Raw genomic sequence first — 13,531 nt, 5'->3', positions numbered from 1 at the left:
ACGGCGAGCTCAGCGGGCCAGCGCGGACGGCTTCCCGTCGCGGCGCAGCACGTTCGTCAGGACGCCTTCGCCGTGCTTCTCGAACGCCGCGACGAGCTTGTCGCCGAACACGCAGAGCGTGCGCTCCCACGGGTGGCCGAGCGTGCCGAACGAGAAGTCCGAAGCCAGGAACAGGTGGTAGTCCGCGCGGGGGAACACCGGCACCGGCCAGCGCGCGCCCTCGGTCATCAGGTGCGGGCGGACGCGGTACGACTGGTGCTGCCAGTGCAGGGCCCACAGCCAGCCGTCCGGGCCGCAGACCTCGCGGAACGCGGCGAGCGCGATGGCCGCGACCTGGTGCTCTTCGACGGCATACGGGCCCAGGCGGAACTCGGCCGACGCGCGGTCGAGGTCGCCCGGCGAAAGGTCCCAGGTCCGCGACGGCGCCGGCTCGCGGAAGCCCGGCCAGGCGTGCGCGTAGGTGCTCGGCCAGAACCCCAGCTTGTCATACACCCAGTACCAGGCGGGTTCGTCGGCGACGCGGGAGACGGGTTCCCAGGCAGCATTCACTGTTACGACCTCTGATTCGGCCGGGCACGGAAGAACACGCGAAAGCTTCGTGTTCGCCCTCCGGTTTGTCCAGTCCTCGTCCGCTCGCCGCGAACTGTGTCACTCGTCCGGGTGGGTTCTGCCAGATTGTCACCATGCGGGTCCTCTTCGTCCACGGCGCCTTCGTCCGCGACGGCGCCTGGTGGTGGCAGCCGACGGCGGACGTCCTCGCCGGCCGCGGTCTGCGCAGTTCAGCGGTGGTGCTGCCGAGCTGCGAGCGCGAGCCGCTCGGCGATCTCCACGACGACGCCGAGGCCGTCCGCGCGCTGCTCGACGCCTCCGACGAGCCCGCGCTGCTCGTCGGGCACTCCTACGGCGGGATGGTGATCACACAAGCGGGGAACCACCCCGCGGTCCACCGGCTCGTCTACGTGACGTCGTTCCTGCCGGACGCCGGCGAGGCGCTCGCGGGCTTCGGCGGCAGCGAGCCCGCGCCGTGGCACGTCAGCCACGGCGACGGCACCGCGAGCGTCCGGGAGGAGTTCGTGCGGCCGCTGTTCGCCCAGGACTTCGACGACCCGACGTACGCCGGTGCCGCCGCCCGGCTCACGCTCCAGAACGAAGCCGTCTTCGGCCAGGCGGTGACGAAAGCGGCTTGGCGGGAGGTCCCGTCGACCTACCTCGTGTGCGCCGAGGACCGCGCGACGCTGCCGGAGACCCAGCGGCGGCAAGCCGGGCGCGCGACCGACGTCGTCGAGCTGCCGGTCGCGCACCACCCGTTCGTCACGCGGCCGGAGCTGGTCGCCGACGTGCTGCTTCAGACGACGACGTAACCCAGCAGCAGTTCCTTGGTCTTGCCTTCGCAGCCGGCGTCGAGCGAGTCGAAGTGGCTCGCGCCCGCGTTGCAGCGGTAGATCGGGCGGGCGGTCCCCCAGGACGGCGGGTTCGCGTAGAGGTGGCCGAGCAGGCCCAGCGCCTGCTGGCCCTCGCACTTGCCGCTCTGGTCGGTCGAGGTGAACCAGTCCTTCTGGTCCTTCACCTTGCAGGCGAACAGTTTCCGCGTGCCCGGTTCGGCCTTCTCGACGAGGGAACCGAACACGCCCTCCTTCGTGAAGCCGGCCGGCGGGGAGACCTTCTTCGTCCCGCTGAAGTGGCCGCCGTCGGACTGGTGGTAGCGGATCAGCGGCACTTCGGCCGGGTGCGGCTTGTCCGCAGTCGACGACGACGGCGTGGCAGAAGTCGCGGACGTGCTCGGCGACGGCGTGGGTTTTTTGGTGCTGTGCTTCGGAGTGGTGGGGGTCGGCGTCGCGGACGTCGACGCGGGAGCGGCGACGGGCGCGGGCGTGGTGCGGTCCGGCTTGAGGAGGAAGATCGCGCCGAGCGCCGCGATCACCGCGACGGCCACCCCGGTCAGGACCAGCGGCAGGCGGCGCTTCCCCTTCGGGGGACCGTCCACTGTGGCCGGTGACGGCGTGGCGAGCCACGCGGTCCGCGACGGCGGTGCCGAAACACCGCCCGCGCGCGCGGCTTCCAGCAGCCGGCGCAGCTCGGGCGCGGTCAGCCGGTCCGCAGCGGACTGGGTGAGCAACCCGCGCACGGCGTCGGCGAGCGGGCCGCGGGTGCGCTCCAGCACGGGCTGCTCGTACATGATCGCGTGCAGGGTCGCAGCCGTCGTCGTGCGCTGGAAGGGCGCGCGGCCTTCGGCGGCGTGGAAGAGCGTCGCGCCGAGCGACCAGAGGTCCGCCGCCGGCGACGGCCCGGCCCCGGCGAACAGCTCGGGTGCCATGTACCCGGGCGAGCCCATGACGCCGCCGGTCTGCGTCAGCGACGGGTCGTCCAGCGCCCGCGCGATGCCGAAGTCCGCGAGCTTCACGCGGTCGCCGGGCAGCACCATGATGTTGCTGGGCTTGACGTCCCGGTGCACGATGCCCGCCGCGTGCGCGCTCTCCAGCGCGCCGAGCACCTGCAGGCCGAGCGCGGCGACGCGGCGGTTGTCGAGTGGCCCCGCACGCTCGATGACGTCCGCCAGCGTCGGCGCGACGACCAGTTCCATGACGATGAAAGTGGCGCCCTGCTCGCTGACGACGTCGTACACCGTGACGACGCCGGGGTCGTTGAGCCGCCCGGCGGTGCGGGCTTCGCGCATGACCCGCTCGAGGCTCGTGCCCGGCGGCGTCGCCAGCTCCTTGAGCGCGACCGGCCGCCCGAGCACCGTGTCTTCGGCGCGCCAGACGACGCCCATGCCGCCGCGGCCCAGCTCGGCCGAGATCGCGTACCGCCCCGCGACCACTCTCATCGTCGCCCCCTGAAGTCCGGGGGCGATGCTAGGGGAGGCGCCGGGCGGGCCCGGCGCCTCCCCGGCTCAGGCGGCGTCCCAGAGCGTGAGGAACGCCGAAGCCTCGCTGCGGGCCCAGGGCCGCAACCGTTCGCGGTCACGCGCCGAGAGCTGGAACTCCTTGCTCCGCCGGACGTCGATCACCAGGGCGTGCCCGCCCGGCAGCAGGTCCGGCATCGCCTGCTCCAGCACCCACAGCGCGAGCTGCGCGGAGTCCTTCGCCAACGGCTCCTCCTTGAAGTAGAGCCAGGTCGCGTACCGGCGGCCGTCGCTCTTGCGCAGCCCGATCTGCGGGCTGACGCCGACCTCGAGGTCACCGATCCGGCAGCGGCCGCGGCCGACCTCGACCAGCCGCGGCGACTTCCGGCCGAGCCAGCGCAGCCAGCCCTCGGCGATCGCCGCGTAGTGCGGTTTCGTCCGGTCGTCGGCGGCGTTGACGAGCGCGCGCAACGCGGTCGCGTCCTGCCCCGCCGCCCGCCCGGACCGCACGGCGTTGGCCGCCCGCCGGTAGTAGTTGAACGCGGCTCGCGCGGGGTCCTCGTACTGCCGGCGCTGCCGCCGGACGAACGACGACCGCGACGGTCCGTTGCTGGCGCTGTAGCCCACGAACGTGGACAGGGTGATGTAGGCCATGGCCCTGCCTTCCTCCATCACGCCACCCGCGGACGCGGGCGGCATCTCCCCTGGACAACGCCCATTTTAGAACATATGTACGACAGTTTTCGGCCGCCGACGAGGTGACGCCGGCGAACTCGGGTGTCGGAATCCGGCGAACCGGTGGTCGGCTATGGTGAACGGGTGTCGGTGCACTTGAGGGGCGGGGAGCCGGAGAAGCGGATCCGGCCCCTCCCGGTCCACGAGGCATGGCTGCCGAAGGACCACTCGATGTACCGCCCGCGGCACGGCCGCCAGCAAGTGGCGCTGGTCTGTGCGGTGATCTTCTTCCTGACGCCGGTGGTTTCCCTCGGCCTGTTCGGGCCGCCCGAGCCGTTCGAGAACCGCAAGCTCCACGACTTCCCGAGCCTGTCCGACGGCTGGGGGTTCTTCACCGGGCTCGGCGACTGGGCCACCGACTGGCTGCCCGGCCGCCAGGCCGCGGTCCAGGCCGAGGACGGGATCAGCCGGGGGGTCTTCGGCGAGCCGCCGGCGCTCGGCGCGAAGCCCGCCGCCCCCGGGGTCGGCCCGGTGCCGGCGCAGCCGCCCGCGCGCCCGGACACCGGCCAGCTGCAGGGGCAGACCAACAGCAACTACCCGCCGGTCGTCGAGGGCCGCGACGGCTGGCTGTTCCTCGGCAACGACCTGTACGCCAAGTGCAACCCGATGATCCCGACCGCCACCGTGATGGACGAGCTGATCGGGTTCCGGCACGCGGTCGAGGCGTCCGGCCGGCGGCTGGTGCTGATCGTGCCGCCGGACAAGTCGGACCTCTTCCCGCAGTTCCTGCCGGACCAGTACCCCGGCAAGGACTGCGCGCCGGTCGCGGCCCGGACGATGTGGCAGCGGCTCAACAACGACGTCGGCTACCTGGACATGCGGGGGCCGCTGCTGGCCGAGTCGCAGCGCCGGGGTGCCCCGATCTACTTCAAGCAGGACACCCACTGGCAGTTCCACGGCGGGCTCACGATGGTCCGGGCGCTGGCCGAGGACCTGCGTCCCGGCGTGACCCGCACCTGGCGCACCGCGGCCAAGGAGACCTTCGACAAGCAGACCGACCTGCCGCCGCTGATCGGCCGCACCGGCAGCGAACCGGCCGAGCTGGAGAGCCTGGCCCCGGACGGCGGCGCCGACCGGACGCGCACGTTCTTCGGCCAGCCGAACACCGTTCCCATCGAGCTGCACGGCCCGGCCGTCCCCGGCACCGTCCCGGACAAGGTCGCGATGATCGGCGACTCCTTCACCGGTTTCGCCAACATGTACCTGGCGGCCGCGTTCACGGACATGACGATCATGCACTCCGACTACGTCTCGCAGGACACGGCCGCGGCCGCGGCGAAGCTCGCCGACAGCGATGTCGTCGTCCTCGAAATCGCGGAACGCAACCTCATCGGCGGGCAAAGCCCTATCCTGGCCCCGGCCGTGGTGAAAACGCTGAGCGAACAGCTCGCGAAACACCCCCGGCAGTGAGCGCGCACCAGCGCATGGACGAAGGAATCGGATGATCGTGCGGGAGCTGCCGTGGCTCGCCGGCGTGGACGCCGGCAGTGCCTCGATCACCACCGGCCGGGTCGCGGTCGGTGGCTGGCTGGTCTCGCCGACCGGACCGGACGGCAGCACCGTCCGGCTGGGCGACCGGATCGCCCGGGTGCACTGGGAGCGCGGCACGAAAGCCGTGCCCGGCGTGCCCGCCGACTGGCCGAGCTGGGTCTGGCGGGCCGAGATCGACATCGAACAGCCGGTCGGCCTCGAAGCGACGGTCACCGCTCCCGACGGCACCGTGCTCAGCCGGGTCGCGGTCTGGCCGGAGAGCACCTTCCGGACCCCCGCGTCCCTGGGGGAGATCGACTTCCCGGCGGCGGACGCCGAGCTGGCCGGTGACTTGGTCGTCGTCTCGGGCTGGCTGCTGCTCGACGGCAGGCTGCCCAGCCGGATCGAGGTCGAGGTCGACGGCGCCACCCCGCAACGCGCTCGGCTGATGCTGCCGAGGCCGGACGTCACCCAGAACCTGCCGGGCCAGATCCGGCAAGCCGGGTTGAGCGGGTACGAAGCCCGCGTGCCCCTTCCGCTGGCCCCGGGCGAACGGCGGAAGGTGAGCCTGCGGGTCCGCGCCTGGACCCGGGACGGGCGGGAGTGGACTTCGCCGGTCCGGTACGCGACCTTGCGCCGCCGCGCGGTGGACCAGCGCGACGCCGAAGCCGCGGCGCGCGCGTCCGCGTTCACCGAAGAGCTGCTCGGGCGGGTCAAGGCCGCCGTGGACACCGACCACGTCCTGGTCGTGACGCACAGCCTCCGCGTCGGTGGCGGCCAGTTCTGGCTCAGCGAGCTGCTGCGCCACCTGGCCGGCTCGCACGGGCACAAGGTCACGCTCGTCTCCCCCGAAGACGGGCCGCTGCGCGCGGAGCTGGAAGAACTCGGTGTCACCGTGCACGTCACGGGTCACCACCGCGTCCAGGACGCGACGCAGTACGCCGCCTACGTCGGTGAGCTGGCCATGCTGGCCACCGCGTCCGGCGCCGGGGTCGCGCTGGTGAACACCCTCGGCATGTTCGCCGGGGTGGAAGCGGCCAAGCGCGCCGGACTGCCGGTGGCGTGGGTGATCCACGAAAGCTTCAGCTTGGAGGACTTCGCCTACCTGAACTGGGGCATGGACGGGCTCGACCCGCTGGTGCGCGAACGCTGGGAAAGCTGCCTGGCGGACGCGGACACGCTCCTGTTCGTCGCGGACGCCACGCGCGAAATGTTCCTGCCCTGGTCGCGGCCGCGCCGGTGCGTGACCGTGCGGTACGGCATCGACCTCGTCCCGGTCCAGCAGGCGCAGTACGCCACCAAGGAAGAGGTCCGGCGGGAGCTCGGCCTGCCGGAGGCGGCGACCGTGCTGCTCAACATCGGCGTCAGCGAGCCGCGCAAGGGACAGGCACCGCTGCTGCTGGCCTTCGAGCAGATCCGGGCGACGCACCCGGACGCCCACCTGGTGATCGTCGGGACCCACGAATCGCCGTACTGCGACGCGCTGCGGGACTACGTCGAGGCGGCCGGGCTGGCCGGCTCGGTCAGCCTCGTGCCGATCTGCCGCGACCCGCGGCAGTGGCTGCGCGCGGCGGACCTGTTCGTCAACAGCTCCGACATCGAGTCGCTGCCCCGCTCGATCCTCGAGGCGATGGCCTTCGGCGTGCCCGTGGTGGCCGCCGACGTCTTCGGCACCCGGGAGATCGTCAGCGACGGCGAAAGCGGCTGGCTGTTCCTGCCCAACGACCTGAGCGCGCTGACCGTCGGCCTGCTGCGGGCCTTGGACACGCCGCCGGAGGACCGCGCGCGGATCGCCGGGCGGGCTCGGGCCGGCGTCGGCGCCTTCCTGGACTCCGCGCACTACGGGCAGGAGTTCTCCACCATCCTGAAGAGCCTCGCTCGAGGCAACGCCACCGAGGAACGGGACGCATGAGCTCCGACGACGACGCCACCGCAGGCGCGGTCACCCCTGAAGACGAGGGAACGCCGGTCGAGTACGCCGTGCCGGCGTCCGTGCGGGCCGAGCTGCTGCAGCTGCGCGCCGAGCGCTCGGTGCTGATGGCCGAGCGCGAGCGGCTGCAGGGCCGGCTCCGCGGCGCCGACGCCGAGCTGCGCGAAGCCCTGCGCGTCCAGGAACGACTCGTCGAGGACGCCCGCGCGAACGACGAGCTGCGGCGCCAGGTCGACGAGGCCTCGGAGGCCCGGGTGGAGCTGGACGCCCTGCGCCGCGACCGCGACCTCGCCCGCCAGGAGCTGGAGCGCACCCGGCTCGAGCGCGATCAGCTGCGGATGGATCTCCTGCAGGCCGAGCTCACCCTGTACGGCGCCGACCTGCCCGAGCTCGTGCCGACGGACGACCGGGACGCGGAACAGCTGCGCCGCCAGGTCGCCGAGCTCGCGCAGGAGCTCGAGGCGCACCGGCAGACGATCAGCTGGCGGGTCACCGCACCGCTGCGCACAGTGCGCCGGAAGACCCGCTGACAGTGGCCGATCCCCGACTGGTGCTGGCGTCCGCGCCGGGCGGCAGCGCCTTCATGGAAGAGCTCTTCGAAGTCGTCGCCGACGCGGTGCGCCGGGCGGGCGGGCGGGCCGAGACGCACGTCGGACCGCTGCCCGACGAGGACGACGACACGGTGTTCGTCGTCGTCCCGCACGAATACCTCGTGGTGCTCCCGGAGCGGCAACGGCCGCGACCGGACCAGCTGCGCCGCACGATCGCGTTCTGCGTCGAACACCGCGGCACGCGGACCTTCGACACCAGCGCCGCGCTGCTGCCCCAGTTCGGCGGCGCGGTCGACATCAACGCCGACTCCACCGACGAGCTGGTGCGGCGCGGCCACGACGTCCGCCGGTTCCAGCTCGGCTACACCCCGCTGTGGGACCGGTGGGGCGGCGACCCGGACGCGCCGCGCGACATCGACGTCACCTACCTCGGCACCGCCGAGCACCGGCGCTCCGCGCTGCTGGCCCGGGCCGCCCGCGACCTGGACGACTTCGCGGTCCGGCTGCTGACGCCGCCGCACGAGCCGATGGTCAAGCCACGCCCCGACTTCCTGATGGGCCGGGCGAAGCACGAACACCTCGCCCGCAGCCGGGTACTGCTGAACCTGCACCGCGAGGCCTCGCGCGCCCTGGAGTGGGTGCGGGTGCTGGAGGCGGCCTGCAACGGCTGCGTCGTGGTCACCGAACCGAGCCGCGACCTTGCACCGTTCACCGCCGGGAAGCACCTGCTCGTGGCGCGGGAAACCGTCGTGGGCGCGGCCACCGCGGCGATGCTGCGCGACCGGCGGCTGGAACGGTCGATCCGCGCCGAGGCCTACCGCTTCGTCAAGGAAGAGCTGGACATGGGCCCGTCGGCCCGGACGCTGCTGGAGCTGGCCGCGGACCTGGCGGAGCGGCAACCGGCGCCGACCGGGCCGGAGCGCCCGCTCCGCAAGGCGGCGCCGATCGTCGTACCCGCCGACGGACCGCTGGCCGTGGACACCCCGAGCTGGGACCCGCGGTTCCTCGGGGAGGCCTCCCTCGGCGGCGAACCCGGCCCGGACCGGCGGCTCGCTGCCCGGCTCGTCGTGGAACGCGCGGAAACCGCCCGGCGGACCGACGGCGGCGTCCTCACCCCGGCCGCGCTGCCGCTGGCGCCGGGACCCGTGACGCGCGCGGACGACCTCGACGTGCTCGTCGTCCGCCGGATCGCGGACCCGGGGGTCGCCGCGCTCGTCGACGACCTCGCACGCGGGACGACGGTGCCGGGACGGGTCCTCGTCTGCCAGGACGGAACCGTGGAGCCGCCCGGGCCGAAGCCCTACGACGCGCTCCACCACCCCGTCCCCCGGGGCACCGGCCACGCGTACAACCGGCTCCTGGCCGAGTCGGACGCCGACCTGCTGCTGGTGCTCGACGCCGGTGTGCGATGCTCGCCCCACCTGGTCACCCGGCTGCTCGCCGCGGTGCGGGCCGGTGCGGACGTGGCCCACTGCCCGGTCGCGGACGCCGACCGGGGCCTGGTCGGCGCGCTTCCGCCGGAAACCCGGCGGCTGGCCCGGCTGCCCTACCTGGGCAGCGGCTACCTGGTCCGGCGGACCGTGCTCGACGAACTGGGCGGCTGGCCGGAAGACCCGTGGTCGGAAGGTTTGGAGCACCACGGCTTCTGGCTCGGCGTCGCCGGCCGGGACGACCGCACCGAGCTGGTGCAGCAGGTGCTGCTGTCCCGCACGGTGCCGGACCCACCGGCCCGGCCGCTCGACCTCGATCCCCAGCGCGCCTGGGCCGCCGCCAACGCGAAACGGTAGGACATGGACAGCACCGAGACCACGGACGTGCTCCCGGCGATCAAAGCCGAGACCCCGGCCCCGCCGGCCGCCCGCCCGGAACCGGCGAAGCCGGCCGACCACGGGCCGCTGCCGTCGTTCATCCCGCAGCTGACCGGGGTGCGCGCGCTGGCGGCCCTGTGGGTGCTGACGTTCCACTTCCGCCCGGAGCTGGTCTCGTCGTTCCCGTTCCTCGGCCGGCTGGCGCCGCTGTTCGACGCCGGGCACCTCGGCGTCGACCTGTTCTTCGTGCTCAGCGGCTTCATCATGACCTACACCCACCTCGACCGGATGACCGAGCCGTGGACGCCGCGCAAGGCGCTCGGGTTCCTCTGGCTGCGGCTGAGCCGGATCTGGCCGGTGATGTTCCTGGTGCTGCTCGGCTGGGCGCTCTACCGCGCGTACTCGCTGCAGGTGAACGCCGACGCGAGCATCCAGGCGGCGGCCAGCCCCGCGCGGTTCCTCGAGCACGTCCTGCTGATCCAGGGCTGGTTCATCGAACCGGACCAGTGGAACCCGGTGGACTGGTCGCTGAGCGCGGAATGGCTGGCCTACCTCGTCTTCAGCGTCGCGGTCGCGGTGCTGGCGAAGATGCTGAAGACGGTCCGCATCCGCTCGCTCGTCCTGTGCGCGCTGGTCTCGGTGTTCCCGATCGTCGCGATCGGGGTGACCATGGAGGACGGCAGCGACCTGCTGCTGTTCCACAACGCGCTGGTGCCGGGGATGATCCCGCTGCGCGTCCTCACGGAGTTCTTCGGCGGCGCGTTCACCGCGCTGATCGTGCTGAGGTACGGCCGATCCGCGCGGTTGCCGTGGTTCCTGCGGCCGACGGTGGTGTTCGTGGTCATCGTCGCGGTCATCTTCCTGGTGCAGCACTTCGACCCGTTCCGCCGCTACAACATGGGCCTGGACTGGCGGATCAACGGCCACCTGATGTGGGGCTCGGCCGAGACGGTGGTCGTGGTGCCCCTGTTCCTGCTGCTGATCGGCTCGTTGGCGATCAGCGACCGGGAACCCACCGCGTGGCTGCTGCGCACGAAGCTGCTGATCTGGGGCGGCAAGATCTCGTTCGCGCTGTACCTGGTCCACTGGCTGGTCATCGACGTCATGCGGCACGTCATCCAGACCAAGCTGAAGCTGACGGACATGCCGACCAGCTGGGAGTACCGGCTGATCGTGCTCGGCTTCATCGGGCTGACGATCGTGCTCGCGCACGTGCTGCACCGCGGCTTCGAGGAACCGACCCGCCGGGCGATGCGCCGCATGCTGCCGGAGTCGATGCGCGCCTAGGAGCTCAGGCCGGCGACCGGCTCGGCGAGCCGGTCGGTCCAGGCACGGTGCAGTTCGGCGGTCCGCTCGGCCAGGTAGCCGGCGTCGCAGCGGCCGGCCTGGCGGACCACCTGGAAGCGGGCCTCCACGGCGGTGGCCGCCAGCACCTCGGCTTCGTCGAGCTCGAGCCGGTGGCACAGGTCGCGCACGACGTCGCCGACGGTCGGCCCGGACGCGTGGCCGCCGCGGGCCAGCTCGTCGGCGGTGATCAGAACGCCGCGGGCGAGGACGTCGGCCGCGGTGCACCCGTCGACCGACCATTCGAGGTCGATCGGCACGAGCCCGGCCGGGGTCACGAGCAGGTTCCGCGGCGTCAGGTCCCACAGCCGCGAGCCGAGCTCGCCGGCCCGGGCGACGACGAGGTCACGCCAGCGGGCGAACAGTTCGATCCGCCGGGCGGGATCCGCCGCCGCCAGCTCGAACACGGTCGGTGCGTCCACCACTTCGTCCCCTGTGGACACGACGCGGACGCCGTGCGCGGCGGCGGGGTGCGCGGCGATCGGCGTCCGGCGCACGCGCAGGACGTCGCCGTCGCGCTCGACGAACGCCCGGGTGCAGAAGTCGGCGGCCCGGTCCGTGCTGAAGAAGACCGCCAGCGCTTCGGCCGGCCAGAGACCCTCGGCACCGCCCTTCGCGGCCAGCAGGAGGAATGAATTGCTGTGGTGCGCCGCCAATCCGGCGTCGACGAGCTCGCGCCACACGCGCTCTTCGTCCACCACGCGCTCGCCGCCGCCCGCCCAGTCCGGGCTGGGGAACCCGGGCAGCTGCGTGGCCAGCCGCGGCTGGGTCTCGAGCAGCTCGTCGGAGAGCAGGGCCCGCGTCAGCTTGTAGTCCGGGAACGCCCCGAGCACGGTCGTCCCGGCGAACCCGGCGCGGCTCAGCAGATCCAGGAGCCGCTTGCGGGAGAAGGTCCGCGCGACCCCGCCCGCCGGGTAGCCGGCGACGCCGTCCCACGGGATGCCGGTGTGGTCTTCGGCGGCCCCGCAGAGGTACTTGACGCCCAGCTGGTTCTCGATCGCGAGCACCAGCGTGCCGCCCGGGCGCAGCCGATCGTGCGCCGCGCGCAGGAAGCCGAGGTAGGAGTCGTCGGCGGCGGCGCCCGCACCCACGTACTCGAGCACGCCGACGACGACCACGACGTCGTACGCCTCGGCGGCGGGAACGTCCTCGATGCCGCCGACGAAGACCTCGACGTCACCGAAGCCGCGGGTCCGGGCGCGGGCACCCCGCGCGCGGCTCGGCACCGGCTCGACGGCGTCCACGGACGCGCAGCACTCGGCGAGGTAACGGGTCACCGCGCCGGTGCCGCAGCCGATCTCGAGCACCGCGGCCCCCGCCGGCAACCGCAGGCCGCGCAGAACATTTGCCCGGCCGTGGTCGAGGTGGTAGCGCTCGGGCCAGGTGCGCGCGGCCAGGGTCAGCTCGTCGCTGAGCGACCCGCGGTCCTGCGCGTTCTCCAGCAACGCCGTGACGATGTCCTCGGCTCCGTCGGCGTAGTCCGAGACGCCGTCGGACAGCACCGTGCAGCCGTGCTCGTCGTGGTCGACGAGGGACCGCAGCGGCGTGGTCACCTGGACATCCGTCACGAGTTCGGAACGTTCTCCAGCATCGCCTTCATGACGCCCTGGAACTCCTTGGTCACGGCGGTGTCCGTGGCGGGTGCCTGGTTGACGTCTATTCGCAGCACGGCGGCGCCGGAGACGTACACCGCGCGGTAGGTCGTGTGGTCGGAGAGGACCGCCTTGAAGACCGACACCGACTGCGGGAGCCCGGCGTGGTCGGCGACCGGCTGGAGGCTCGTGCTCGCCGGCGGCTTCTGCATCGCTTCGGCGAGGCGGTTCGCGTCGTTGACGCTCTTGGTGTTCACCAGCACGACCGTGTAGTCGAACGGCGTGTTGGTCGCCGCCTGGCAGGTGACGTACGCGGAGCCGGTGGACTTGATCGAGGTCGCCTCGGCCGCGCTGAGGAATTCCTTGTCGACGGCGTCGTCGACGCTCATCGTGCCGTTCTTGTCGCTGGCCTTGCCCGGCATCGGCGGCACGCGGGTCGGCGCGACGCTCGGCGGCGGTGCGCTGGTCGTCGGCGCGGCGGACGTCGGCTTGTTCGATGTGGACGGATCCGCGACGGAGTTCGAGTCGCTCCGCAGGCCGAACCACCAGATGGCGAACCCGGCGAGCAGGACGACCAGCACCGCCGCGACGATGATGACGCCCTTCTTCTTGCCGGAGCCGCTCTTCGTCTCGAAGTAGGACTCGGGGCCCTGGCGCATCCAGCTCAGGTCGTTCGAGCCGTGCGGTGCCCCGGCGTCGCCGCCGCCCCACGGCGGTGCGGCCGCTCCCGGCGGCACCTGGTTCCAGCCCGGCTGCCCGGGCGGCGGCTGCTGCGTGTATTCGCCGTAGTTCGGCTGGTACTCGCCGGTGTTGCGCACCACCTGGGTCCGCTCCGGACTGTCGTCGCCGTTCGGCGGCGGCGCCGGGAAGCCGCCGGCCGGCGACTGCGTGTAGGCGGTCGCCCCGGCGCCACCGGGCTGGCCCTGCTGCGGGTGCCACGCCACCGCCTGGGTGCGCTCGGCGTCGCCTCCCTGGTTCGGCTGCCGGATCCCGCCGGGCGGGCTGACCGGGCTGATCACCTGGGTCTCGTCCGCGCTGGACGACGACTGCTGCGGTGGCTGCTGGTTCTCCACGCCGACGGCCGACGAAAGTACCTGGTCGCGCCGGAGCCGGTAGTCGTCCGCGGACAGCTTCCCCGCCGCGAGCTCCTCGTCAAGCCGACGCAGCTCCTCCTGCCAGGACACCAGGAGCCCCCTTATTCCGGTCCGATCGGCCGGCCGGCGGCCGACCCGACTTCGCCTGTCGAATGCCATGCATAT

Annotated in this window: 11 protein-coding genes; 6 read left to right on the top strand and 5 right to left on the bottom strand. The window is 72.7% G+C overall.

Features of this window, described 5'->3' with window-relative positions; translation table 11 throughout:
- Window positions 1-9: 9 nt before the first annotated feature.
- Window positions 10-549, bottom strand: coding sequence for a DUF2716 domain-containing protein (locus BLV96_RS22370; RefSeq protein WP_091389458.1), 540 nt, complete (start codon window positions 547-549; stop codon window positions 10-12).
- A gap of 134 nt (window positions 550-683) precedes the next feature.
- Here BLV96_RS22370 and BLV96_RS22365 point away from each other — a divergent pair, with 134 nt between their 5' ends.
- The gene (locus tag BLV96_RS22365; RefSeq protein ID WP_086678190.1) at window positions 684-1,361 is read left to right on the top strand and encodes an alpha/beta fold hydrolase; all 678 of its coding nucleotides are present in this window, start codon (window positions 684-686) and stop codon (window positions 1,359-1,361) included.
- Here BLV96_RS22365 and BLV96_RS22360 read toward each other — a convergent pair.
- Together BLV96_RS22360 and BLV96_RS22355 are read right to left on the bottom strand one after the other, a co-directional pair.
- On the bottom strand, window positions 1,346-2,824 hold the full coding sequence (locus tag BLV96_RS22360; protein WP_086678189.1) for a serine/threonine-protein kinase: 1,479 nt from the start codon (window positions 2,822-2,824) through the stop codon (window positions 1,346-1,348). The genes BLV96_RS22365 and BLV96_RS22360 overlap by 16 nt on opposite strands.
- A 66-nt stretch (window positions 2,825-2,890) precedes the next feature.
- On the bottom strand, window positions 2,891-3,496 hold the full coding sequence (locus BLV96_RS22355) for a hypothetical protein (RefSeq protein ID WP_086678188.1): 606 nt from the start codon (window positions 3,494-3,496) through the stop codon (window positions 2,891-2,893).
- A gap of 165 nt (window positions 3,497-3,661) precedes the next feature.
- Between BLV96_RS22355 and BLV96_RS22350 the strand changes: the two genes are divergently transcribed.
- The 5 genes from BLV96_RS22350 to BLV96_RS22330 are packed head-to-tail and all read left to right on the top strand — an operon-like array spanning window position 3,662 to window position 10,623.
- The gene (locus tag BLV96_RS22350) at window positions 3,662-4,987 is read left to right on the top strand and encodes an alginate O-acetyltransferase AlgX-related protein (RefSeq protein WP_143051015.1); all 1,326 of its coding nucleotides are present in this window, start codon (window positions 3,662-3,664) and stop codon (window positions 4,985-4,987) included.
- 31 nt (window positions 4,988-5,018) lie between these two features.
- On the top strand, window positions 5,019-6,959 hold the full coding sequence (locus BLV96_RS22345; protein WP_091389457.1) for a glycosyltransferase family 4 protein: 1,941 nt from the start codon (window positions 5,019-5,021) through the stop codon (window positions 6,957-6,959).
- Window positions 6,956-7,507 (top strand): hypothetical protein, encoded by a 552-nt coding sequence (locus BLV96_RS22340; RefSeq protein WP_091389455.1) that lies wholly within the window; start codon window positions 6,956-6,958, stop codon window positions 7,505-7,507. The genes BLV96_RS22345 and BLV96_RS22340 overlap by 4 nt, the downstream gene beginning before the upstream one ends.
- 2 nt (window positions 7,508-7,509) lie before the next feature.
- Window positions 7,510-9,315 (top strand): glycosyltransferase family protein, encoded by a 1,806-nt coding sequence (locus BLV96_RS22335; protein ID WP_244180402.1) that lies wholly within the window; start codon window positions 7,510-7,512, stop codon window positions 9,313-9,315.
- Window positions 9,316-9,318: 3 nt separating this feature from the next.
- Entirely contained in the window at window positions 9,319-10,623 is a 1,305-nt protein-coding gene (locus tag BLV96_RS22330; protein WP_091389453.1) for an acyltransferase family protein, read from the top strand.
- On the opposite strand, the gene BLV96_RS49955 is transcribed toward BLV96_RS22330, so the two are convergent.
- Both BLV96_RS49955 and BLV96_RS49950 read right to left on the bottom strand, forming a co-directional pair.
- Window positions 10,620-12,233 carry an SAM-dependent methyltransferase gene (locus BLV96_RS49955; protein ID WP_158104117.1) on the bottom strand — a complete coding sequence of 538 codons (1,614 nt, stop codon included), beginning with the start codon at window positions 12,231-12,233 and terminating at the stop codon, window positions 10,620-10,622. The genes BLV96_RS22330 and BLV96_RS49955 overlap by 4 nt on opposite strands.
- Window positions 12,234-12,244: 11 nt before the next feature.
- The gene (locus BLV96_RS49950; protein ID WP_158104118.1) at window positions 12,245-13,456 is read right to left on the bottom strand and encodes a hypothetical protein; all 1,212 of its coding nucleotides are present in this window, start codon (window positions 13,454-13,456) and stop codon (window positions 12,245-12,247) included.
- Window positions 13,457-13,531 lie beyond the last annotated feature (75 nt).

Origin of the sequence: Amycolatopsis pretoriensis (assembly GCF_900107925.1) — a bacterium.
Classification (GTDB): Bacteria; Actinomycetota; Actinomycetes; order Mycobacteriales; family Pseudonocardiaceae; genus Amycolatopsis; species Amycolatopsis pretoriensis.
Note: the sequence above shows the minus strand (reverse complement) of the source record. Positions and strands in the feature narration are given on the sequence as shown.